Annotated in this window: 21 protein-coding genes and 3 pseudogenes; 13 read left to right on the top strand and 11 right to left on the bottom strand. The window is 68.0% G+C overall.

From position 1 onward, the window contains the following. A complete protein-coding gene (locus ACFVZW_RS06825) occupies window positions 1–378 on the top strand; it encodes a hypothetical protein (protein ID WP_384517732.1) in 378 nt (125 codons plus the stop codon). A 261-nt stretch (window positions 379–639) separates the two neighbouring features. Here ACFVZW_RS06825 and ACFVZW_RS06820 read toward each other — a convergent pair whose 3' ends face one another. The 4 genes from ACFVZW_RS06820 to ACFVZW_RS06805 all read right to left on the bottom strand — a co-directional run bounded on the left by ACFVZW_RS06820 (window position 640) and on the right by ACFVZW_RS06805 (window position 4,048). Further along, window positions 640–1,164, bottom strand: a complete 525-nt coding sequence (locus ACFVZW_RS06820; protein WP_384517730.1) for an AAA family ATPase — start codon at window positions 1,162–1,164, stop codon at window positions 640–642. A gap of 350 nt (window positions 1,165–1,514) precedes the next feature. After that, window positions 1,515–1,994: a hypothetical protein gene (locus tag ACFVZW_RS06815; RefSeq protein ID WP_384517728.1), complete on the bottom strand. Its 480-nt coding sequence runs from the start codon at window positions 1,992–1,994 to the stop codon at window positions 1,515–1,517. An 844-nt stretch (window positions 1,995–2,838) separates the two neighbouring features. Then, window positions 2,839–2,901, bottom strand: coding sequence for a hypothetical protein (locus ACFVZW_RS06810; protein ID WP_384517778.1), 63 nt, complete (start codon window positions 2,899–2,901; stop codon window positions 2,839–2,841). 235 nt (window positions 2,902–3,136) lie between these two features. Then, entirely contained in the window at window positions 3,137–4,048 is a 912-nt protein-coding gene (locus ACFVZW_RS06805) for a helix-turn-helix transcriptional regulator (protein WP_384517775.1), read from the bottom strand. A gap of 59 nt (window positions 4,049–4,107) precedes the next feature. Here ACFVZW_RS06805 and ACFVZW_RS06800 point away from each other — a divergent pair. The 5 genes and pseudogenes from ACFVZW_RS06800 to ACFVZW_RS06780 form a co-directional block, all read left to right on the top strand. Then, window positions 4,108–4,791, top strand: a pseudogene (locus ACFVZW_RS06800) (MFS transporter); the annotation flags it as partial. Window positions 4,792–4,818: 27 nt separating this feature from the next. Next, the gene (locus ACFVZW_RS06795) at window positions 4,819–5,640 is read left to right on the top strand and encodes an MFS transporter (RefSeq protein ID WP_384517772.1); all 822 of its coding nucleotides are present in this window, start codon (window positions 4,819–4,821) and stop codon (window positions 5,638–5,640) included. 360 nt (window positions 5,641–6,000) lie between these two features. Beyond that, entirely contained in the window at window positions 6,001–6,501 is a 501-nt protein-coding gene (locus ACFVZW_RS06790) for an IS630 family transposase (protein WP_384517725.1), read from the top strand. Further along, the gene (locus tag ACFVZW_RS06785; RefSeq protein WP_384517722.1) at window positions 6,498–7,073 is read left to right on the top strand and encodes an IS630 family transposase; all 576 of its coding nucleotides are present in this window, start codon (window positions 6,498–6,500) and stop codon (window positions 7,071–7,073) included. Before ACFVZW_RS06790 ends, ACFVZW_RS06785 begins: the two co-directional genes overlap by 4 nt. A 55-nt stretch (window positions 7,074–7,128) precedes the next feature. After that, on the top strand, window positions 7,129–7,899 hold the full coding sequence (locus ACFVZW_RS06780) for a transposase (RefSeq protein WP_384517719.1): 771 nt from the start codon (window positions 7,129–7,131) through the stop codon (window positions 7,897–7,899). Window positions 7,900–7,955: 56 nt separating this feature from the next. On the opposite strand, the gene ACFVZW_RS06775 is transcribed toward ACFVZW_RS06780, so the two are convergent. After that, window positions 7,956–8,252 carry a DUF2188 domain-containing protein gene (locus ACFVZW_RS06775; RefSeq protein WP_384517716.1) on the bottom strand — a complete coding sequence of 99 codons (297 nt, stop codon included), beginning with the start codon at window positions 8,250–8,252 and terminating at the stop codon, window positions 7,956–7,958. Window positions 8,253–8,690: 438 nt separating this feature from the next. Between ACFVZW_RS06775 and ACFVZW_RS06770 the strand changes: the two genes are divergently transcribed. Both ACFVZW_RS06770 and ACFVZW_RS06765 read left to right on the top strand, forming a co-directional pair. Further along, window positions 8,691–9,353: a DUF4097 family beta strand repeat-containing protein gene (locus ACFVZW_RS06770; RefSeq protein WP_384517769.1), complete on the top strand. Its 663-nt coding sequence runs from the start codon at window positions 8,691–8,693 to the stop codon at window positions 9,351–9,353. Window positions 9,354–9,815: 462 nt separating this feature from the next. After that, window positions 9,816–10,388: a dihydrofolate reductase family protein gene (locus ACFVZW_RS06765; RefSeq protein ID WP_384517714.1), complete on the top strand. Its 573-nt coding sequence runs from the start codon at window positions 9,816–9,818 to the stop codon at window positions 10,386–10,388. 429 nt (window positions 10,389–10,817) lie between these two features. On the opposite strand, the gene ACFVZW_RS06760 is transcribed toward ACFVZW_RS06765, so the two are convergent. The 3 genes from ACFVZW_RS06760 to ACFVZW_RS06750 all read right to left on the bottom strand — a co-directional run bounded on the left by ACFVZW_RS06760 (window position 10,818) and on the right by ACFVZW_RS06750 (window position 14,173). Then, window positions 10,818–12,620 carry a glycoside hydrolase family 15 protein gene (locus ACFVZW_RS06760; RefSeq protein WP_384517711.1) on the bottom strand — a complete coding sequence of 601 codons (1,803 nt, stop codon included), beginning with the start codon at window positions 12,618–12,620 and terminating at the stop codon, window positions 10,818–10,820. Between the two features lie 323 nt (window positions 12,621–12,943). Next, window positions 12,944–13,348: a hypothetical protein gene (locus tag ACFVZW_RS06755; RefSeq protein ID WP_384517708.1), complete on the bottom strand. Its 405-nt coding sequence runs from the start codon at window positions 13,346–13,348 to the stop codon at window positions 12,944–12,946. 417 nt (window positions 13,349–13,765) lie between these two features. After that, window positions 13,766–14,173, bottom strand: a complete 408-nt coding sequence (locus ACFVZW_RS06750) for a hypothetical protein (protein WP_384517706.1) — start codon at window positions 14,171–14,173, stop codon at window positions 13,766–13,768. A 715-nt stretch (window positions 14,174–14,888) separates the two neighbouring features. Here ACFVZW_RS06750 and ACFVZW_RS06745 point away from each other — a divergent pair. Next, window positions 14,889–15,323 carry a hypothetical protein gene (locus tag ACFVZW_RS06745; protein WP_384517703.1) on the top strand — a complete coding sequence of 145 codons (435 nt, stop codon included), beginning with the start codon at window positions 14,889–14,891 and terminating at the stop codon, window positions 15,321–15,323. Window positions 15,324–15,439: 116 nt separating this feature from the next. Here ACFVZW_RS06745 and ACFVZW_RS06740 read toward each other — a convergent pair. Beyond that, a pseudogene (locus tag ACFVZW_RS06740) lies at window positions 15,440–15,787 on the bottom strand (IS5 family transposase); the annotation flags it as partial. A gap of 580 nt (window positions 15,788–16,367) precedes the next feature. On the opposite strand from ACFVZW_RS06740, the gene ACFVZW_RS06735 reads away from it, so the two are divergent. The 4 genes and pseudogenes from ACFVZW_RS06735 (at window position 16,368) to ACFVZW_RS06720 (ending at window position 19,951) form a co-directional block, all read left to right on the top strand. Next, the gene (locus ACFVZW_RS06735; protein ID WP_384517700.1) at window positions 16,368–16,784 is read left to right on the top strand and encodes a hypothetical protein; all 417 of its coding nucleotides are present in this window, start codon (window positions 16,368–16,370) and stop codon (window positions 16,782–16,784) included. A 312-nt stretch (window positions 16,785–17,096) separates the two neighbouring features. Then, window positions 17,097–18,002 (top strand): hypothetical protein, encoded by a 906-nt coding sequence (locus ACFVZW_RS06730; protein ID WP_384517697.1) that lies wholly within the window; start codon window positions 17,097–17,099, stop codon window positions 18,000–18,002. 642 nt (window positions 18,003–18,644) lie between these two features. Beyond that, window positions 18,645–18,731: pseudogene (locus ACFVZW_RS06725) on the top strand (IS5/IS1182 family transposase); the annotation flags it as partial. An 866-nt stretch (window positions 18,732–19,597) separates the two neighbouring features. After that, entirely contained in the window at window positions 19,598–19,951 is a 354-nt protein-coding gene (locus ACFVZW_RS06720; RefSeq protein ID WP_384517694.1) for a hypothetical protein, read from the top strand. Between the two features lie 495 nt (window positions 19,952–20,446). Here ACFVZW_RS06720 and ACFVZW_RS06715 read toward each other — a convergent pair whose 3' ends face one another. Together ACFVZW_RS06715 and ACFVZW_RS06710 are read right to left on the bottom strand one after the other, a co-directional pair. Then, window positions 20,447–21,115: a hypothetical protein gene (locus tag ACFVZW_RS06715; RefSeq protein ID WP_384517692.1), complete on the bottom strand. Its 669-nt coding sequence runs from the start codon at window positions 21,113–21,115 to the stop codon at window positions 20,447–20,449. A 113-nt stretch (window positions 21,116–21,228) separates the two neighbouring features. Continuing rightward, window positions 21,229–21,846, bottom strand: a complete 618-nt coding sequence (locus ACFVZW_RS06710) for a hypothetical protein (RefSeq protein ID WP_384517689.1) — start codon at window positions 21,844–21,846, stop codon at window positions 21,229–21,231. Between the last annotated feature and the right edge of the window lie 53 nt (window positions 21,847–21,899).

Raw genomic sequence — 21,899 nt, 5'->3', positions numbered from 1 at the left:
ATGAATCTCCTCTACGGCGGGGTGATCCTTTTCGCCCCCATCATCTACTCCGCGTCGTGTTACTGGGGCTGGCCGGAGCAGAAGGACGAGAAGGGGAACGTCTTCAGGAGTTTCAAGCCCGTCGCCCATGGTTGGCGCCTCGTGGTTGCCGCCTACGCCACGCTGTTCGGCGTCTTCGGCCAGCTGGCGACCATCGTGGTGCTGATCGTCTCGGCGGCCGCGGACCAGGTGACCAAGTGGACCCTCTACGTACTCGTCGCCGTGGCGGTCGTCTTCATCGGCCTGTACTCGCTGCGATTCGTCCGGGGAGTGCTCGCAACACCTCCCACAGACGACATCGTCACCCCATCCGCGGGGCAGCGCTCCGCAGTGCTCTGACCGCCGTCTTGTCGTCAGTCGGGCGGCGACTCGGCCACAACCCGCAACGTGGGCGAGCGGCCCCCGACAAGAGGCCCCAGGCAGCTGAGGGGTCCGGTGCTCCGGTGTGCCGATGCATCGGCCTGACGAGCACCGCCCAACGCACGGCCCGCCCGGTCGACGTGCGAAGGGCGCCCGGGCGGGCTCCAGAAACGATCCTCCAGGCCGGGAGCCGACTCCGCCACACGGTGCGCTCCGATCGGCGAGGCACACGGCGAGCAGTCACGCGAACGACGGCCACCGGTCGGCAGCCCACTCCCGCCAGCCCACCCACCCAGGGGGTGGGTCGGAGACCGCGCGGCCTCCCACTTCCACTTCGTCGGGCGCCTCGAAATGCGCCCGCCCGTGCAGGATGTCGGCCTCGGTCATCGGGAACGTCTCCCCGGCGGCGGTCGTCCAGCGATGGGCGATCCGGGCGCGCTGGGTCTCATCGTCGACAGGCAGATAGACCATGCGGAAGCGCACGCCCTCGTCCTCCGCCAACCAGCGGATCGCGGACCGTTCGTCCCGGGACCAGCAGCCGTAGTCCACCACGACGTTGGTGCCCAGCTTGACCGCCTCCAAGGCGAGCCAGAGCATTCGCCCTTCCAGCACGTCGCGCTTCCCGTCCGGCTCCGCCTCGCCGAACAGGGGAAGCATCCAGTCGTCGGGTGTCAGACGGAGCGCGCCGTGCTCCTCGGCGAGCTGCCGGGCTCTCGTGGTCTTTCCGGCCCCTGGTAGGCCGACCATCAGGAACAACGTCGTCACACCCGGATCGTGTCAGGGAAGCAGGATGAACGACCACCGCATTTTCCGGCCGATCAGGGCCTGAGTCACAGGCGGATCGAGGCCCGCGGTGACGGTTCCGTGGATCCGTGGAAGCCGTATGCGCGCTTGTCGTTACGCGTGGCCATGGTGCCTGCCGTGCGATGGCGGCGCGGACGACGTGTCGCTCGCTTACGGCTGACCATCGGGGACCTGAGAGGCCTTCTCCCCCCGGGTCTTCAACGCACCGCTGCCTGCGTTGGCGGACGGCCGGGGGGAGAGGCCTCTTCGGGCTTGCGTCACGCGGGCTCCGGGGTCCGCGGTGGCCGGCGCGAGCGTCGCCCGGGATTCCTTCAGTCGATCCGGACGCACACCGGTACGGGGAGTCTGGGCGACCAGGTCTGCGTCGTGCGGTCGAAGGCACGGGCGTACCCGTTCTTCCCCGAGCCGGCGCACGGAGAGGCGACCGACGTCTCTACGTAGATGGCCCCGCCGGGTGTGATGGAGTGTGGTTGTGCTGTCACCCACCTACTGAACATCACCGTTCCGTTGTTGAGCTTGACGACAAGGTAGACCCGGCCGCCGACGGTGAAATTGCCACCGCCTATCTTCAGGTGATTGTTGAACGTGTAATGGAACAGGAATGGAGAGGGCGCCTTCTTCAGCGCTTCGGCCTTGAGCGACGCCCCGGAGGGGACCCCTTCACGTGCTGAGAGTGTCGCGGGCGCAGACGTGGCGACTGGGGCGCTGAGGGCCACAACGGCGACTGCGGACGCGGCGACCGCTGTAAGGCGCCGCATCCGGTGCGGATTCGAGCGTGCGAGGACGCGCATGGTTGCTCCTCGTGGCGTGTGTGGGGGAGTCGGCGATACGCCGACGGGTACTGGGGGCGTCACGTGAGGAGGTTTCCACCGGGCGCTCCGCGCCTGTCGGTGACGTCCTCGCGGACTTGGGCTCTGGCTCTGGGAATGGGCCGAGGGGCGCAATCACAGTCCGGTTCTTGGCCCGCCCAACCGGCTGAGTCCCCTATCTCTTGACCGTCCATGAGTCTAGAGCAGCTTTTAATATGGCCGCAAATTAGGCCATATCGCCTAGGGCCTGCCTGGGAGGTCAGAGCGTTGGGGGGTGAGACAGTGTGTGGCTGCTGGGCAGTGGGTTCAGCCGAGCTGACTGCTGCCGATCGGGGCATGGCCGGCACTCAAGGCGTGTGCCACTGTGGCCAGCCTGGATTGGTAGTTCCGCCAGACGTGAGCATCGGCCCTGTCGCCTGGAGCCGGCCGTGGCGCGAGACCACGAGCTTCGTGTCAGGGTCGATGAATACCTTCACGATCTGCCGAGAAGCGGTAGTTGCGCGACGGGACTTCGGCCAGTGTGCCCGCGCAGCGGGATCAGATACCTCAATCGCCGCCTGGCCAGGGTTACTTGACTGTGCGTCAAGGACTCCTGTCGCGGGGTCGGGGCCGGTCCCTGCTGGCGCCCCCCTCAGCACGCGTAGCCTCCGGGAGGGAGGCGGTGGCCCCTTGACGGACAGGTGCAGTTTGGTGGTCAGTCAGTCCGCCGCGGGAGCAGCCGAGGCCGTGGTAGGTCCTTCGCGTCTGCGCGGGCCTGCAGCGCGGTGAAGATCCGCTGCCAGGTGCCGTCCCGCTGCCAGCGCCGGAACAGGTCGTACGACCGGCCTCAGGGGCCGTACGCGATGGGTATGTCCCGCCACGGGATGCCGGTTCGGACTCGGAACCGTATGCCGTCGATCAGCCGCCGCCGACTCCAGGTGCGGCGGCCGTCCCGGCTTCTTCCCCCTCGCCAACAGCGGTTCCAGTACCGCCCACTGCTCGTCCGTCAGATCTCCGCGCGACACGAAGCGAGATCATCGGACATCCAAGATCTACTTCCGATGCGCGCACTGACCTTGTCGTTCGACCCGTGTGTTGTCACCTACGCGTGTAACAGTCCCCAGCCTCGACACATCCCAGTGAACTCACTCAGCACACCTGAGTCCTTCGTCGATGCGGGTGCGCAGGGAGCGCAGCGCCCGCCTGAGCTCTGCCGGTTCGATGTCTGTGACGTCAGCGTCGAAAGTCAGGAGCAGTCCTGCCAGCCCTGCCCATGACCACGCACCGAGCGTGAGTCGGCAGCTGGAGTCGGTGTCGTGCTCGACCGTCGACCCGCCGGGGGCGAACCGGGCGACAATGGGCGCGGGTAGTGCGACGAGCGCCGACCCGCAGCATGGCCATTCCGCCAGGGTGTCGCCGCGGTCGGGCGTGCTCATGACGAATGCGACCGGATCGCCGTGCGGGACGTCGCGGTGGTCGAAGGTTCTCCCCGTGGGCATTCGTGGTTCGAGGCGGTCGACGCGCATCGCGCGCCATCGGTCCGCGTCCGGTTCGAACGCGACGAGGTACCACCGTGCCGCCCACACGACGAGGCCGTGCGGTTCCAGCGTGAGCGTCGCCGGTTCGTCCTCGCAGGTGTAGTCCACGCAAACGACGTGCTGTCGGTTGATCGCGCCGCCGATGACGCGGATGATCTCGGCATCGATGGGTGCTGCGGGGAATTCCCAGTAGTTGCGCGCTGCGGAGACGCTGAACGACTCGGTGCGGATGCGGCTGCGGGCGGGCATCGCTTGCTGCAGCGTGGCGAGGGCGCGTGCCGAGTTCTCGCGGATGCCGGAGAGGATGGTGGGGACGGTCTGGAGCGCGACGGCCGCGGCGACTGCTTGGTCCTCGTCGAAGACAACCGGCGGCAAGCGGGTGGCGCGGCCGAGCCGGTAGCCTCCGCCCACCCCGCGCACGGCCTCGATCTCGTACCCGAGATCTCTGAGCGTGTCGATGTCGCGTCGCACGGTCCGAAGGGAGACTCCGAGCCTTTCGGCGAGCTCCTCGGCGGTCAGGGTGGCGCCGATACCGAGGATCGACAGCAGCCCTGAGCGTCCGCGCGGAGGTCACAGCCATGGTCCCGACCCCCCGGGAAAGCGGTCATTCGATGGTGATCCTGGCCGGCATGACCGCTCCACAGACATCGCGAGAGGGCACACGTGCCCCCGACGCTCCCCCAGCACCTATCTCTGGCGCAGGCGCGAACATGGCGCTCCTGGTCGTGCTGTTCAGCTCCTTCATGGACCTCGTCGACGCGACGATCGTCACCGTCGCGGCCCCTGCGATCGCCCGTGACATGGGAGCCGGCGACGCTCAGATCCAATGGACGATCGCCGCCTACACCCTCGCCATGGGCGCGGGACTGATCACTGGCGGACGGCTCGGTGACCAGTTCGGCCGCAAACGCCTGTTCATGATCGGGCTGGTCGGGTTCATGGCCACCTCCGCGCTCTGCGCGCTCGCCGTCACTCCGGGAATGCTCATCGGCATGCGCGCCGCGCAAGGACTGACCGCGGGGATCATGGTCCCGCAGGTGTTCGGCGTCATCTGAGCATCGTTCGCCCCGGCAGAGCGCGCCAAGGCATTCGGCGCCTACGGGGCCGTCCAGGGGCTCGCCTCGGTCGCAGGCCCACTGCTGGGCGGACTCCTCGTCGAGGCCGACCTGTTTGATCTGGGGTGGCGCACCATCTTCTGGATCAACGTCCCCATCTCAATCCTCGCGCTCGTCGTCGGGGCGAGGGTCTTGCCGGAGTCCCGTTCCGCCTCTACCGCGCGACTGGACCTCGTGGGTGCCCTACTGGCGGCCTCGGGCATCCTGCTCCTCCTGCTGCCGATCATCCAGGCCGAGACATGGGGATGGACCGCGGCCAGCTATGCCCTCCTGGCGGCCGGAATCATCCTGCTCACGATCTTCCTCGCATACGAGCGCAGCCTCGCCGGCCGCGGGGGCGAACCCGTCTTCGACCCGGCCCTGCTCAGAATCCGCGCTTTCGCCATCGGCCTGAGCGCATCCGTGCTCTTCTTCGGCGGTATCGGATCGTTCTTCCTCACCCTGTCGGTCTACCTTCAGCTCGGAACCGGCCGGACCGCGTGGGAGACCGGCTTGGTGATCCTGCCCTATGCCCTCGGCTCGATCATCACCTCAGGGCTCGGCGTCGCTCTCGCCGCCAAGGCGGGCAGAGCCCTGCTGATCACCGGCTCGCTCATCATCGCGGCGTCTCAGCTCGTACTCCTGCCCGTCATCAGGGACGGCAGCGACCCCGGATTCTGGCTCCTCGCGCTCAGCCTGTTCATCGGCGGCCTCGGACTAGGCCTCGCCGCACCCATTCTCGTCAACGTCGTGCTCGCCGGTGTCCCCGGACGCAATGCGGGCGCGGCGGGCGGCGTCCTCTCCACCGTCAACCAGATCGGCGGATCCATCGGCATCGCCGTTCTCGGAACGATCTTCTTCGCCGCCGTCACCGGATCGACGACTGATGCGCCAGGACCGGCCGACTACGGTCACGCGCTCAGCATCGTCCTTGTCGTCACCGCGGTGCTCTACCTCGTGGCGGGACTCGTGATGCTCGCGCTCCCGAAGGCCGCGGTCGAGCACGTCGACCAGTGAACCCATGCGGGAGGAAGGCACACCGCTCGTCCGGTGAGCTCGGCCTGGAAACCGGTCAACTCCAGCTCGCGGGCCGACGTGTCCGCAGTCAGCCGACCACGCTGACGCAGCAGCGAGACCAGCCGATCGGAGCTCCGGGCCCACCCGGGCCCTGTACTGCTCCGGGCAGACCGCGATGAGTGGCGAAGGCTCGAGGTACGTCAGCGCCGCGGTGTCCGTGGACCCGAGTGCGCCTAGGCGAACTCACTCCGGGTCCTCGTCGCGGACGAATGACTGTGACCAGCACATTCGAAACACGCCCTACTGATCTTTTCGTTAGTTCCGTGGGTACGATGGTCTCGTTGGTGGGATCCTGATGGCGTGTCTTTCAAGCCTTCGCCCGTGGTTCCTCCTTTGACACGGCCGCAGCTGGCCGAAGCCCGGCGTGTGCGGGCGGCCGAGTTGTTCGACCAGGGACGTTCGGGTGCCGAGATCGCGCGGATGCTGGGCGTCAGCGAGGAGAGTGTGCGGCGGTGGAAGCGGGTGTGGGAGGAGGGCGGCGCTGACGGGTTGCGGCGGCGTCCGGCCACCGGTCGTCCGCCCAAGCTGGATGACGCCCAGGTCGAGCGGGTGCGGACCGCGCTGGAACAGGGCGCCCGGGCTCACGGCTTCGAGGCTGACCTGTGGACGCTGGAACGGGTCGGTCTGGTCGTCGAGCGGGTGACCGGAGTGGTTTTGTCGCGGGCGTCGGTGTGGCGGTTGCTGACCGGCCGGCTCGGGTGGAGTCTGCAGCGTCCCGAGCGGCGGGCGGTGGAGCGGGACGAGTCCGAGATCGCCCGCTGGATCGCGCACGAGTGGCCACGGATCAAAAAGGGGCGGTGAACACACGTGCCTGGATCGTCTTCCTCGACGAATCAGGCATCTCGCTGCTGCCGCAGGTCCGCCGCACCTATGCGCCCCGCGGTCGCACACCTCTTCTGCGGCACCGGCTGAACTGGAAGCGGGCCTCGATGGCCGCGGCGCTGGGTTACCACGCCGCCGACCCGGAGCGTGGTCCTCGGTTGTGCTTTCATCTCAAGCCCGGCAGCTACGACACCGCCGCACTCATCGAGGTCCTGGAGCAGCTCAAGGTGTTCTACCGCGGGGAGAAGGTGGTGCTGGTCTGGGACGGGCTGTCGGCTCACTGGAGCCGGGCGATGCGGGCCTGGGTCGCCGAGCAGGACTGGCTCACCCTCGAGCGATTACCGGCCTATGCACCCGAGCTCAACCCGGTGGAACTGCTGTGGTCCTCGCTCAAGAAACGCGAACTCGCCAACCTCGCAGGCGATCACCTCGCCGATGTCGCCGACGCCACCGAACAGGGCATCCGCCGGATCAACGGCAACCCTCAACTGCCCTGGTCTTTCCTCGCCCACACCAGTCTCACCCTCCATCCACCAACCCCACCGAACTAACGAAAAGATCAGTAAAGGGTGTTGCAGAAGGCATACTTCCGGGCATTTCCCTTGCATGGGTGGGGTGTTGCGGGCTGAGCCGGTGTGGGTCGAGACGTTCACGGGCTTGCGAATCGACCGGTTCGCGAAGTTGGTGAAAGTAGTGAAGGAGCGGGGCGGGAACGGTCCGGGTGGTGGCAGGCCGTGGTGCCTGCCGCTGGCCGAACGGGTCCTGCTGGTGGCCGTCTACTACCGCACCAACCTCACCATGCGGCAGCTCGCCCCGCTCTTCGGGATCTCTCCGGCCACTGTCTGCCGGGTCATCCAGCGCCTGCGTCCGTTGCTGGCCCTGGGGCCGGCCCCGCGGCCCGTTGCCGACGTGGACCGGCTGTGGATCGTGGACGGAACGTTGATCCCGGTCCGCGACCGCACCGTCGGGGCCTCCTCCCGCAACTACCGATTCTCGGCGAACGTGCAGGTCATCATCGACGCAGACACCCGTCTGGTCATCGCGGCGGCCCGGCCGGCGCCAGGCAACAAGGCCGATGCTCATGTCTGGCGCGAGTCGGACCTGCCCGCCACAGCGGCGGGAGCGACAGTGATCGCGGACGGCGCCTATCTCGGCACCGGCCTGATCGTCCCGCACCGAAAGAGAGCCGGCCGCCCCCTCCTGCGCGGGCAGGAAGAGGACAACGCCGAGCACCGAAGGGTGCGAGCCCGCGTCGAGCACACGTTCGCCCGGATGAAGAACTGGAAGATCCTGCGCGACTGCCGCCAGAAAGGAGACGGCCTCCACCACGCGGTCCAGGCCGTCGCCACCATGCACAACCTCGCCATGGCACGGTGAAACAGCAGGTCAGATACCACTTCGACCTGCCGAAGCCGGACCTTCTGCAACACCCTTTAGAAGATTCCTCCGCGTTCCCCTGCTCTGCGGCCACGTTCATTAGAGGATGCTGCAGGGGTGTCGCCGTAGGTGTAGGCGGTACGGATGTGTCCGTCGCGGGCGTGGACGACGACCTGGGCCGGGGTGTGTCCCTTGGCGCGGTCGCGTGCGGAGTCGATCGCGTCCTTCTGCGTTCGGTGCGGCTCGTGGAGTACCCGGCGGCCTTCTCTGCCTTCGACCTGCCACTTCACGCCCGCAGCGGCCGCTCGTTCGCCGGATGGTGTGACGTGGTAGACGGTCTGCTTCGCTGACATGATTCCTTCTCCTCGCCGTTCAGGCGGACTTCCCGGCGCCGGGAGGGTGTGGCCTTTTCACCGTGGCCTTCTTGGCGACCGTCTTCACGGCCGGCCTTCGACTTGACCGCGGCAGGCGACCGGGCATCGGTAACTCCAGCAGCCCTTGGGGTCCTGGCCTCAGGCTATGCAGACTCGGGCTGTGATCGCACACCCTCGGGCAGAGCACCTGACGCAAGTGATCGCGGGGACTGGGTGCAGCTACCACCTTTAGCGTTCACTCTCGATCCATTGCAACGCCCGGGTTGGGTCATCGTTGCGTTGAGCTGTAGATCGTTGCAACGATTCCAAGGCGCTGACCAGCACTAATGGCGCTATCGTGCGATGTGTGTGTTGCGGATATGGCGAATGCAACGTAGCGTTTCTGTCATCGGAAACGACGAGTCCCAGGAGAGCATGATGCAGAAGTTCGACACCCCCGCCCCCGTCTCCGCCGTCCTCGACATCCCCGCGGGGCGCATCCAGTTCATCGCCGCCGACCGCACCGACACCACGGTCGAGGTGCTGCCCGTGGACGCCTCGAAGGGTCGTGATGTGAAGGCGGCGAAGCAGACCACGGTCGCGTACGCCGACGGCGTCCTGCGGATCGAGACCCCGGTGAAGAACCAGTACTTGGGCGCTTCCGGAGCCATCGAGGTGACCGTCCGGCTGCCCGCCGGCTCCCGCATCGAGGCGAAGGCGGCCGGCGCGGAACTGAGGGGCGTCGGACGGCTCGGCGACGTCGCCTTCGAGGCCGCGCAGGGCCCGGTCAAGCTCGACGAGGCCGCGAGCGCCCGCCTCAGCGTCCTCGACGGTGACGTCTCGGTCGGCCGCCTGGGCGGCCCCGCGGAGATCAGCACGCAGAGGGGCGACGTCCGGATCACCGAGGCCGTGCGCGGCACGGTCAGCCTGTCCACCCAGCAGGGCGACATCTCGGTCGGCGCCGCACGCGGCGTCTCCGCCGCCCTGGACGCCGGCACCAGCTACGGCCGCGTCAGCAACGCCCTCAAGAACGATGGCACCGCCGAACTCGACATCCACGCGACCACCGCCTACGGCGACATCACCGCCCGCAGCGTCTGAAGCACCGCTCCGCAGCCTGTCCGGCCCTGATCCGTCGGACACGCCCTAGCCGACCGGGATGCCGCGTGGCCGAATGCCGCGTGGCCGAGGTCGACGAGGAGCACATTGCGGGAGCCGAGGTGGCCGACCCCGCCACGATGCAGCCCATGTGCGTCTGTTGCCCGGCTGGCATGCCCCGCTTCGCCGTCAAGCCGGACAGCGCCAGCGGGCGCGCACTGTGCCAGCTGGCCGCCGGCCGTTCCCCGGCGACGTCGTGCCACTTCCACACCCCGAGCCATGCCCGCGACGCGTACGAAGTCGGCAATGGCGGGACCACAAGGCAGGCCACTGACGTCGCGGGGCCGAGAACTTTTCCACTGGAGGCCGATGAGTTTCTGAGCGATCTTCTGTCAGACGTGGTGTTCGACCGGAGAGCACGGCGGCCGAACGACAAGAAATCCATACGAGTCACTGAGGAATCACATGCGTACTCTGATCAGCTCCGCCTTCATCTCCCTGGACGGCGTCGTGGAGGCCCCGGGGGGCGAGCCGGGCTACCGGAACTCCGGATGGACCTTCAAGGATGTGGAGTTCCTTCCCGAGGCGTTCGAGATCAAGAGCCGGGAGCAGAAGGAAGCGTCCGCGATCCTGCTGGGCCGGACCAGCTACGAGGCGTTCAGCCCGGTGTGGCCGGACATGGAGGACTTCGCCGACTACAAACTCATGCCGAAGTACGTCGTCTCCACCACCCTCACCGAGGACGACCTCGTCACGAACTGGGGCGGGACCACGATCCTCCGCTCGCTCGACGAGGTCGCCGCGCTGAAGGAGACCGAGGGCGGCCCGATCATCATGCACGGCAGCGCGACCCTCAACCGGAACCTCTCGGACGCCGGACTCATCGACCGCTACCACCTGCTCGTCTTCCCGCTCCTGCTCGGCGCGGGCAAGCGACTGTTCAGCGGCTCGGACAAGGACACGCAGAAGCTGAAGCTGGTCGAGCAGGAGGCGTACGCCAACGGCCTGCAGAAGCAGGTCTTCGACGTCGTCCGCTGATGAAGCCGCCCGCCACTTGCCTGACTATCCGTCCGGCGAGTGGCGGGCCGGTGGCATGCCCGCCACCGGGGGTCTCGGGGGATGCCCCGCGCTCGTCTCCCGGCCGCCCATGCCCCGGCGCCAGTTCCCCGGCGACCTGTCGGCCCCCAGAGGGTGGAGTACTGCGGCCGGCGGCGCACCCTCGCCGTGCCGGACTGCCACCACGTGTGGGGCCGTGTCATCGGAAGGCTTCGGGGGCCTCGCTCCGGGGCTGTGGCATCGCTGTTCCAGCGCGAGCGTCGGCTCGCACCGGGCGCGGAGTGCTCGCGACTGCCGGGGTGGAGCAGCCGCGCGAAGTCACAAGCTGTCAGCAGGCGAACTGGCGCTCAGCCGGGGCAACCGGCAACCGGCAACCGGCAACCGGCCGAGCATCTCCCTCCGTCGACATCCTCAGGCGGCCTGGTGGATCGCCCAAGCGGCGTTGATCAACCCGATGTGACTGAAGGCCTGCGGGAAGTTGCCGAGAAGCTGGCCGCCGGCCGGGTCGACCTCCTCCGAGAGCAGCCCGACGTCGTTCGCGCATCCAACGGCCCGCTCGAAGACCTCGTGTGCGGCGTCCTTGTCCCCGGCCAAGGCCAGGGCCTGGGCCAGCCAGAAGGTGCAGAGAAGGAAGGTTCCCTCCTCGCCAGGAAGCCCGTCGTCGGACCCCACGTACCGGTAGACCAGACCGTTCTCGCCGGTGAGTCGAGTGCGCACGGCATCGATGGTGGCCCGCATTCGCGGGGCATCGGCCGGGATGAAGCCGACGATGGGCATCATGAGCGCGGAGGCATCGAGGACGGCTGATCCGAACGCCTGGGTGTACGCTCCGGCCTCCTCGTTCCACCCGTTCTCCTCGATCGCGGCCGCGATCTCATCCCTGGCCGAAGTCCACTCCGGCAGGCGATCGGACGCGTCGAGATCGACCGCCAGTTTCAACGCGCGGTCGACGGCGACCCAGCACATGAGCTTCGAATAGAGGAAATGCTGAGGTCCGCTGCGCACTTCCCATATGCCCTGGTCCGGTTCGCGCCATCTCAGAGCGGCGGAATCAGCGCAGCCGGAAAGGAATGCTTTCGTGGGCGCGTCCAGGCCGCGGAGGTAGTCGCGCAGGCGATGGGCGGCTGACAGCAGTTCCCCGTACACGTCGAGCTGCTTCTGCGCCCAGGCGCCGTTGCCCAGCCGCACGGGGCCGCTGTCGCGCCAGCCCGGAAGGTGGGGGAGTACGCGTTCGGTCAGGTCCCGTTCGCCGCGGATGCCGAACATGATCTGCATGGACGAGCCCTGGCTGGGGTCGGACGCCGCTGCGTGGGCCATCCACTGAAAGAACGCCTCTGCCTCATCGGGGCATGCCGCCACCCAGAGCGCATCAAGCGTGAAGGAGGCATCCCGCACCCAAGTGAAACGGTAGTCCCAGTTACGGACGCCTCCGACGGACTCCGGCAAGGAGGTGGTCGGGGCGGCCACGATGGCTCCTGTCGGCTGGAAGGTGAGCCCCTGGAGCACGCGGCCGCTGTGTTGCACGAGATCGGCCCATGGCCCCTCGTACGACTGGTGGAGATCCGACCACGAGCGCCACCCTCGGACGGTGTCCTCCAGTTGCGTCAGGATGGCGTCCTGAGACAGCAGGACAGGGCTCCGCCCTGCGGGAACCTGCTGAAGGGCGAAGGCGGCCGTCTCGCCGGCGCTCAGCTCGATTCGGCAGTGGGCGGTGGCGGAGAGCTCAAGTGGGACCGGGCTGCAGAGCCCCAGGGTGTCGGGTCCTCCATGGCACCAGACGCCACCTTGCGTCGGGATGAGCAAAGGCTTGACCAGTCCGTATTCGGGCCGGGGGGCGAACTCGACCTCCATGTCGGCCCGGCCTTCCGTGCACTCCACCACACGCAGCAGCAGATGTGGTGCCTCCATCCCCAGGTCGTGGCCCCGCTCGTTGAGGCCGGATGCGAGGGCGTCCGTGACGCTGACCGATCCCGATTGCGTGTGGAAGTCCGTGCGCAGCACGAGAGCGCGGTCCAGATATCGTCGCTGGGTGTCGTACGGGGCGGCAGGCTTGATCGACCAGTGGCCGGCCTCTGGGCCGAGCAGCCGCGCGAACGTTGCCCGGCTGTCGAAGTGGGGGAGGCACAGCCAGTCCACGGAGCCGTCCCGACTGACCAGGGCAGCGGTCTGGCAGTCCGAGAGAAGCGCGTAGTCCCCGATCGGACGGTCGCTCATTCAGGACCACCTACTCATCGCCTCTTCCTCATCCTCGCGCGATTTCCTCGACCAGGCAGCCGGGGAGTGGCCGAAGACGTCGAATGCCGAGAGCCGTCATTGGGTGGCCCGAGGAGTCCGAAGCCACGACGAGCCGTGGGTGATCCCTCCGCTCTGGGGACCACCAGCCTCGCGGTCGGCGGCGGCCGCCCCGGGGCGCTTGGGGGGCGGAGACGGCCGACGGTACGGTGCGGGCTGAAGCCGTCGGCAGCGTCGTTAGCCGTCGGCGGGTGGCATGCGCGCGGGGCCGTCCGTCGGCTGGCTCCGAGTGCTGCGCGTCGGGTTCAGTCGGTGATGTACCAATCGTTCGCGAGGTACTCCAGGGTGTAGTTGCCGAGGTCGCTCTCGGAGAAGGTGGCGGAGGATCTGACCGCTTCGACCGGCATCTCGATCTTGTCGGGTGTACGCACGGCGACGCGCCGGGGGTCGACCGTCGCGGTCTTCAGGGCCTTCTTCTGCGCGGGCGAGATCATCTGGAACACGGCGGCGTACGTCGACGTGCACGGACCGAGCCCCTGGTCCTGTGCCTTCTTCGCGGCGGGCCCGGCCACTTCGCAGACCGTGTCGATGTCCTCACGGCCCAGGGCATGGAGGTACTGCTCGTACCGCTGGATCGCGCCTTCCTTGGTCCTGGGCGCGGGCTGGTCGCCGGTCGGCTCGGCCGACGGCCTGTCGGTCCGAGCGGACACGGACGGCATGGCCGACGGCTCATCGGACCGCGTGGACGCGGACGGCTGCGAAGGCTTCGCCTCGGGGTCCTCCTTCGCTTTGTCCGGACCGCAGGCGCAAGCCATCAGCGCCACACAGGCCGATACCGCCACGCTCACCATCGTCCGCGCTCTCATTCGGATCCCCTCGCCACCAGCCGACAACACGTCAAGAGGTCACGCAGGATCCGGGGGAGCGGTTCCCGCGCAGGCGGGATGGCGGCCGGATCAAGCAGGGCGCCGAGTCCGCCTGTGCCACTGCGGGTGGCCACCAGCGGCTCGAACGGCTCTCGACCTGGTGCCGGACCAGGACGTCGCACAGTGGCGCGGCCGGGTGTGCGGGACACTCCGCTGCCACGACGGAGGCCCAACGACCACGCCCATCCACCCGCGGCAACACTAGTACCCGCGGCCCCACCAGAGCAGCGTCACCGCGGCAGCCAGCAGGAGGCCGGCCCCTGCCAGGACCCTGGCGGCCGTGGGGCGCCGGCGCGGGTCCGCGAAGGCCGCGAGGAGCAGGAGGGGGATCGACGGGAAGAAGACGAACATCCCGAACCAGGCGCCGATCAGCGACCAGGGCAGCAGCACCGCCGAGATGGTCCCGGCGGCCCACTTGAAGGCGGAGGGCCGGGTGTGGAGGAACAGCGGTACGGCGAGTACGGCGGTGGTCGCTACCACGAGGGGGAGTACGAAGAAGTCGTCTCCGGAGGCGACGACCGGCGGCAGCGGGGTGACCGCGGCGCTCACGGCCAGGCCGAACTGCCACGGATGAACATTCTCGCGCGCGGTGACCCGCATGGCCCACATGGCTGCCCCCAGGATCCGGTATCTTGAACGCGTTCAAGATACCCCAGCCGGTAGCGGCCTCACGCGTTGGGCTCGACGTCGACCGCGTAGCCCAGTACCGGTCCGCCGTGGACCGGGGCGAGGGCGCCGAGTGCGCGGACCGGACCGGCTGTGCCTCAGGGGAAGTCCGCTCATTGGCCCGGATCTGCTCGGGCAGACGCTCCCAGGTGCCCATCGCCCGACCGCAACCGGTCACGTTCGTAGACGACAGCCGTGGTGGCGTTAGCAGCCGATGGAGACGGGACACGCCAGACACGCGAGCAAGGGCTGCTGATCGGTCTGCGCGAACGCCTTGGCGATACCAGCTGGGCCCGTCATTCGACCCCGAACGGCAGTCGAAACCAAATGCGTTCGTCGTTCCACGCGACCGAACGAGCATGCGGCTGGTGCGCACAACCGACCGTCCCATGCCGCCGAGGACCACCACCCCGCAGCGAGATTCTCGGCGGGCTGCTGTTCCCCGCGAAGGCCCGGGCGGCCCCGGTCATCGCGAGTCCGACGGGAAGCGCGACAGGGGCGGGAATCCAGGTGACCTTCCTCGTCTGCGTAACGATTGCCTGGGCGCAGGCCGCACGGCCGTGGTGATTCCCGGGCCGCGATTCACAAGATCGGCCGGACGAGTCCGGGGACTCGCCCGGCCGATCATGGGTGTGGGCAGTCAGGGGACAATTCCCGGATGAGCATCATCGTCAAGTTCTTCGTGGCACCGGACGACACGTCAGCGGCTCTGACCCTCCAGACCGGACCAGATCGGGCATTCGAGTCGCTCTCCTTCGGCAACTTCGATCCCCAGGAGGCGGTGGTCGAGTGGGAATGCCTTCTTGCCGGCGGTTGCTTCGAGGAACTCGTCGAAGCCGGCGAGCCGCGTACCGTCGCTGGCGAGGACAACGGCGGATGTGTCGTCTTCGCGATCTCGCCTGGCCTGACTACTGCACTCGCGGAGGCTGAGCGCCCCAGGTTGCGTACCGTCGCTGCCTCGTGGGTTCAACTCCGTGCGGAGGAGGGCGAGATCATCGACGCAGAGATCGCCGAGGCGATCGTCAGCGACCTGGCCGCTCTCGTCACCAGCGCCTTTCGCCAGGGCAAGGGCGTCTACTGCTGGGTCGCGTAGGAGTTCACGTTCGGAGCCAGATGGTGAGGGCCGCTGCTGTGGCAGTGCCGAGGAGGACGTAGCCGCGCTTGTCATCCCGTCGATCACCTGGCGGTGATCTCGCCGCCGGCCACAACGCCCGTTTCTGACCGGCAGGGGCGGGCACAGGTGGAATCAATCGAGACGTCCCAGTCGATCTCACCCGCGGCATCGGCCTGGGCCTGCACCTGCTGGAGCAACTGTTCCCTGGTTCCGTCCTCCGACCAGCGTCGATGGCGCTGGTAGATGGTCTTCCACGGCCCGTAGCGTTCAGGCACGTCGCGCCACTGCATTCCGGTCCGCACTCTGTGCAGGATGCCGTTGACCACCTGGCGGTGATCGCGCCACCGCCCGCAGCGGTTATTGTCCGTCGGCGGAAGCGGCTCCAGACGTCGCCACTCCGCCTCTGTCAGATCCCCCCGACCAGTCGCGCAAGAGCCGAGGATCCAGTGGGCGACATGGGTGCGGTCAGCACCTGCGATGCCACCAAGCCAACCCCGGCTCTGCCGTTGGCTCGTGATGCGTTCGCCCGAGGAGCGTCGCGTCCAGGCGCTCGACCTGCACCCGGAGTTCGCCGGCTGCCCTCGGTGGAAGCATGAACAGAGCCTCTTGCAGCTTGTCCCGGGCCCAACCCTCACCGCAGCACGGGCAGGTGAATTCAGCCTCCCACTGCCTCCACCGGCGCTTCGTGTCGTGAACACGCACGGACCACACGCTCAGCGCCACCGCCACGATGCCCGGAGACAATCGTTCCCGTTCGAGCACACGGACGGCAGCATTCGCCGCTCCCGACAGACCTGGGATATCGCGATACCGCACCCAGGGGCTTCCCCAGCCGCGTGCCCGCGACCGAAGCGAGGCTGGTGTTCTACGAGGCACGGCCCCTTCGGATGCAAGTCATAGACGACATCCTCCCACAGCCCAAGATCGGCCGGACAGGACCTGACGCCCGGGGCGGCGCAGTCACGTCGCCGGGCCCGTCACGTGGCCGGGCTCCCAGGTACCGAGGCGTGCCAGGATCGGCGGATGGTGCTTGTAGGAGAGTTCTTCCTCGCTGGAGACGACGAGTCCGCAGTGCGGGTGGGACCGCGCAAGAGCCACGACTTTCCTGCCGTGCCGTGTGACGGCATCTACCCGGATGACGCGGTGCCGAGGTGGGAGACCCTGCTGACAGGGGCAGAAAGTCCGCTCAGAGACGTGGTGCCCATGACCTGTAGTGGCTTCACCGTCTTCGGTGTTCCACAGGCGCTCTCGACGGCCTTGGCCAGTGCAGGAACGGATCAGCTCAGAGCCACCGCTCTCACATGGGCCGAGACCGTCTCCGAGATGGGCGACGAAATTTCACCGGACAGTGCCGTCGACCTCCTTGAGCGTCTGTCAGCCCTAGCCATCAGTCGTGCCGACAGTGACCTGCGCCTGTACTGCTGGTACTTCGCGCCCTGACCTCAGCCCGCCGTTGTGTCGCGGACCCGTTGCGGCGCCTCTTCGAGGGGCTACGACGTCATGACCACTGGTCCCCTACGCCGTCGGCGAGGTCGTGCGCTGGCTGCCGGTCTGCACCCCCTGGCATGGGGCCTGTTTGGGATGCGGCACGATGGCCGGATGAACGCACAACGGGGAAGTACGGCAGAGGAATCCATCGGGGAGCTTGCCCGGCGACTCGTCGCGGCAGACGCCGATGGCTGGACGCCGGAGGGTGTGAGGGCTGTGGCGGCCGCGCTCGGGTGGACTTGGGGCGGCACGTCGGACGCCCCTGTGTTGATCACGGGTCGGTCCTCGGGTGATGCTCGCCTGCGCCCAGTCGGCGAGTACGAGAAGCGCTATGCAGACGGCGAGTCGTACGTGGAGATCGCGGTCCCGGTTGCGGCTCCCGCGCCGGACGACGCAGCGCAGGCACTCGCCTTCCGTGCCGCGAAGGAGGAAGTGACCGCGGCACTGGGCAAGCCGTCCATCATGGGCTCGCACGGCGACATGGGGCCCTTCTACGACAGCGAACCGCACTGGGGCGCACCGTTTCTTCGCTGGCGTGGCAGGCCGAACACCCTCGAACTGCGCGCCGGGAAGTCGGGGCCGGAGCTGGTCCTGCAGCCCACTGACCCGGCGGAGAACTGGTTCTGGCGTCAAGGCGTCGGCGAGGAGCACTCGATCAGCGGCTTCTTCGGCAGCAACCGCGACGACGCCAACGTCGGTCTCGGCTTCCCCGGCGGTTGGACCGCCCGTAGCTGGGAGACCGTCACTCGGTCGCTGGGGGACTTCCTGGGAGCGTTGCCCGCCGAGACCACAGCCCTGGGCGTGCGGATCGGGATGCCGCTCTACGGGCGCAACGGCCACAGCGCGCCCCTCCTCTTCGATGTGGCGTGCGGCGACCGGCTCTCGATCGGCTGCTTCGCCCCGGACGACGTCGATCTGGCCGCTCTCGGCTGGGGCACGGTCGCCGAGCACCCGCACACGGCGTCGGTCTTCAGCGACGACGATCCGATATGGCGCGTCGACGGGGGCGGCCCCGGCGAGCCGGAGGGCCGCGCACTCGCGGAGATGCTCGTGGCGACGGCCAGGGCGGTGGGAGCGAGCGATCCCACCGACCTGATCGTCGGCGGGGAGGCGGGGTACGTGGACGACTACCACGTCACCTACTACGGGTTGGGCCTGCCGACCGGCTGACCTCCGCCCGAGGCGCGCGCATGTCCCTCTAGGCGCTCGCCTGTGTTGCGGTCGGGATGGGTCTGTCCAGCCCGACCGTCCAGGCGGCCAGCGACGGCGTCCTGCCACGGACAGTCGTCCCGCTCCCCAACCTCCCTGTCTGCGGAATCCGACACATTGTTGGAGTCCGCCGGCCCCTCGGCGTTCCGCCACCCATCGCCGTGCCCGTGTCGCCCGGCTCAGCGACCGGAGCTCACGCCTCACCTTCAGCCGTTCGGCCTGCGGGCGGATCACCATGCGGCGGTGCTTCTCCTTACGAAGCCCGCCCGCCACTCGACGGCCGGGCACCGTACGCATTGCGTGCCCAACCTGCACGCCACGCCGAGTGTTTGGTGGTGCGGGCCGACCTCACGACGGCCCTCCTCGGCCCCGGGAGACGGCCGGTCACCGCGCGCTCGGAACCGCCCTCGACGACCCGGCACAGGCCCCGGCCACGGTGCTGGCCCTCACAGCGGCCACCGAACCCGTCTTGCTGGACCGCAGTGCCGTTGCCGAGGCCGTCACCTGCGGTCCGCCGAACAAGACGCCGATCCGAGGGGTGCCCGCGACGCCCTGGAAGCCTTCGCCGCAACCGCCCTGACCGCCGATCACCTGAGTGGGCTTGCTGCCATCGGCCAGACCCTCACGATCGCCGACGGCGGCTGTCCCGGCACCGGACTCGTCAGTCCGGCAGCATTTCGACAGCGCGGCAGCCCTCGTGTCAGGATGCCGGTATGACGATCACTGCCCGAAAGGGTCATGCCGCGTAAGCGGCCGGGCGCGTTGCGCGCCCCTCACCCCAAGCTCTTCGCATTGAGCCGGCGATACCGGATCGACCGGCTGTCGCCGCGGACATCTGCTGCGGTGTACCGGGCAGAGCGGGAATCAGGCACCGAGGACGTGTGGCCTGGCGCTACTGAGACGGCCTTCTTCTGGTGCCGGCGGTTCCTGGGCCGGCCAGGCCGGTATCTCGAGATCCCTTTCGCCACGTGCCCGTGCCCTTCTGACAGCCTGGAGGACGTGGCCGAGGCCAGGGACATGCTGGAGCAGGTGGTGGTACTGCTTCCCGCCCCGGCGCGCCGGGAGTTCAGGGTGGTCCTGGCGGTGCTCGATGCGGAACTGTTGCGCCGGACTCTCCCCGACCCCTTCGCGTTCCGTGATTCCTGGCGGAGAGGCGGCGGATGGTGGCACCACAGGCTTCGAGGAGACCGGCCCCATGGATGAGGCTCACGGAAGCCAAGCACCGTCACCGACGGCGGTGACGGTGCTTGGGGGTTCCGGGCGGCCGTTGCCAGGCGCCGGGGGCATTGCCGACGCGCGAGCTGTCGTGCCGGTTCCCCCCCCCCGCAAGTGCTGGCCCGATGCGCCAAGCGTCGGTGTTCATCACAGAAGTTGAGCAGTCTTGAGACCACGTTGGCTGACGAGGAGGTGCAGGGTGTCGCCCCCATGCGGTGTCTGGGAGCGGCCCGCTGCCGGGCCGCGGCGCGGAAATTGCGTAGCTGGTGGGTCCGCGGTGCCGGTAGCGTCCGGTCTCCCGGCCCGCCGTACCGGCGGCCTACGTTCAGAGAGCGATGCAGATGACCAGCCAGCCACCAACGACGACCCTGTGGCGCCCCACCGGCCCCAAGGAGCTGGATCTGGTCCGCGAGCTGAACTGGCGTGCCTGGCCGCCTCGGCTGCCTGAGCAGCCGATCTTCTACCCGGTCCTCAATGAGGACTACGCGGTAAGGATCGCGCGGGACTGGAACGTGAAGCACGATGGCGCCGGCTTCGTCACTCGTTTTGAGGTCGAGTCGGAGTTCTTGAGCCGCTATCCCGTTCAACAGGCCGGCGGGCAGACGATCCTCGAACTCTGGGTTCCGGCCGAGGAGCTGGACGACTTCAACGCCCACATCGTCGGTGAGATCCGGGTGGTCCACGAGTTCCGCTGAGGTGGGGAGGCTTGCCGACGGACCTGCTGGTCACGGGCAATCACCTTGCGGTGGCTGGTGTGGTCACGGCGTCGGCGCCGTACTGGACTGGCCCGTTCGCAGCACTGAGTCCCGCGCGCCGTCGGGGAAGCTGGTGACTGTTCAGCGGCGAGGGTGCGGACGGGGTCCGCAAGGGCCGGCGGCGGGGGCTTCCGCTTGAGGGCCCGGGAACTGCTGGTGGATACAGGGCGGCCGCCCGGCCCCCGAGCCCCTCGTTCCCCGGCCCCCGAACGTCATCACCCCGCCGAAGTGGCGCCGTTCGGATAGGGGCACAGCCCTCCGGCTGACCACCGATCAGCTGCTCCCGATCGGGAGCTGTGCACCGCATTCACTGAGTTTCCGTACGCGAGTCGCGCCGCCCGAGTATGCGAGGTCGGTCCTACTGCGCGGCAGAGATCGCTCGGCGAACCTGACACAGGGCAGCTCTCGGAACTACCCATCGTGCCCCCAGCCATCTCAGCCATCGCCATCCTCGACGCCTCCTCGCAGACCCCACTCATCAAGGCCGGAGTAGATCAGCGCGATACGGTCTCCGGGAGAAGCGAGGGCCTCCGCCTCGCCTGAGTAGAGAGCCACCAGCGAGTCGGATCCTCTCCACCAGGTGTCCGCCAGGCCCATCACCTCGCGTACCGGCTCGTAGCCGTCCAGCTCGAGGCCTTCGACGTCATCGCCGACGAGCTTGGTGACCTGTTGTGCCCACATGGATGCGTGGTGGGCCAGTGCGAGCGATTCCACCCAGCCCTCGACGGTCGCGTGGAGAGGTGCCCATCCATCTGCATGAATGCCGAACTCACCGGAGGGGCTGATCATGAATGCGTAGGGAACCGCGGTCCGCTGCATACCGGCTTCGAACCACCAACCTGCGGAGTCTGATTCGGGCGAGTCCGGATCGAGGTATTTGGGGCCCCCGTCGTACTGCGATGCGGGTGGCAGGAGCAGGCCGCCCCATCGCTCCTGGTACGCCGCCATTCGGTCGATCACCCTTGCAGGGATGTCTCGCTCAAGCCACCACTGCCTGTGACCCTCTACCGGCCGAACGTCGACCGTGACGCCATGCGCGCTGACAAAGGATCGAGCTCGTCGGGTCAGACCGTCGGGCACATCGTTGATGAGGTAAAGGTTCACCAGAGGGACGCTACCCAGTAGGCGTGGGGAGACGGTGCCTGGGGTTCAGCCCCGATACTCAGCAGCACGGGCCAAGGTCGTCCGCCGAGACGTCAATCCCGCGACGGGCTCGGTCACTGCGGTCGGTAGGAAAGGACTGGATCAGCCCAACCGCCCAGCCGACGGCTGATCCCGAAGCGTGCCGGGAGCCACCGACGCCTTCGGATGTGTCGCTCGCTTACGGCTGACCATCGGGGACCTGAGAGGTCTTCCACCCCCCACCAAGTCTTTACCGCCTTGCTGCCATTGAGCTTCAACAACGGCCAACGCGGCAGATGCAGTCCGACAAAGAACATCGATACGTCATCGCCGCACTTGGTCGTGTAGAAGTACTTCTCGGCATCCGTGTAGCTGGCGCCCAGGCCACACTCCAGGCCCATGGTTCCACCGAGCCACGTCAGAGCCAGCTTGCCGCCGACCGGGATCGATGGGATCAGCACTGGATTGAACCACTGTTCCCCGTTCAAGCCCCGCGTGAGCGAGGTTCGTTCAGCCTGGGCAACAACGATGTTGGTAGCGGGGCCGGTCCCGACATTGACCAGCCACCACTTCGGCTCCCCAATACCACCTTGCCCGCTTTCCCACATGAACTGAAGGACGGGCATGTGAGACCGGCGGCTGGAGGCGTATGAAACGGCCAACGATCCCAGCGAGACAAGCACGGCCAGGATCGAAACTATGAGTGCCAGCACTGTTGCTCCCCTACGCGACAACCTTTCCACCGGACATACCCAGGGAGGTGGCC

Origin of the sequence: Streptomyces sp. NPDC059567 (genome assembly GCF_042735655.1) — a bacterium.
Classification (GTDB): Bacteria; Actinomycetota; Actinomycetes; order Streptomycetales; family Streptomycetaceae; genus Streptomyces.
The sequence above is the reverse complement of the archived record's forward strand: the minus strand, read 5'-3'. Positions and strand labels throughout refer to the sequence as shown.

What these genes read in the sequence shown, in the direction of transcription:
- ACFVZW_RS06770 (WP_384517769.1), top strand. Translation starts at nt 8,691, where the DNA reads ATGCAGAAGTTCGACACCCCCGCCCCCGTCTCCGCCGTCCTCGACATC.
- ACFVZW_RS06760 (WP_384517711.1), bottom strand. Translation starts at nt 12,620, where the DNA reads ATGAGCGACCGTCCGATCGGGGACTACGCGCTTCTCTCGGACTGCCAG.
- ACFVZW_RS06745 (WP_384517703.1), top strand. Translation starts at nt 14,889, where the DNA reads ATGAGCATCATCGTCAAGTTCTTCGTGGCACCGGACGACACGTCAGCG.
- ACFVZW_RS06750 (WP_384517706.1), bottom strand. Translation starts at nt 14,173, where the DNA reads ATGTGGGCCATGCGGGTCACCGCGCGCGAGAATGTTCATCCGTGGCAG.
- ACFVZW_RS06765 (WP_384517714.1), top strand. Translation starts at nt 9,816, where the DNA reads ATGCGTACTCTGATCAGCTCCGCCTTCATCTCCCTGGACGGCGTCGTG.
- ACFVZW_RS06825 (WP_384517732.1), top strand. Translation starts at nt 1, where the DNA reads ATGAATCTCCTCTACGGCGGGGTGATCCTTTTCGCCCCCATCATCTAC.
- ACFVZW_RS06735 (WP_384517700.1), top strand. Translation starts at nt 16,368, where the DNA reads ATGGTGCTTGTAGGAGAGTTCTTCCTCGCTGGAGACGACGAGTCCGCA.
- ACFVZW_RS06720 (WP_384517694.1), top strand. Translation starts at nt 19,598, where the DNA reads ATGACCAGCCAGCCACCAACGACGACCCTGTGGCGCCCCACCGGCCCC.
- ACFVZW_RS06780 (WP_384517719.1), top strand. Translation starts at nt 7,129, where the DNA reads ATGGGTGGGGTGTTGCGGGCTGAGCCGGTGTGGGTCGAGACGTTCACG.
- ACFVZW_RS06815 (WP_384517728.1), bottom strand. Translation starts at nt 1,994, where the DNA reads ATGCGCGTCCTCGCACGCTCGAATCCGCACCGGATGCGGCGCCTTACA.
- ACFVZW_RS06775 (WP_384517716.1), bottom strand. Translation starts at nt 8,252, where the DNA reads ATGTCAGCGAAGCAGACCGTCTACCACGTCACACCATCCGGCGAACGA.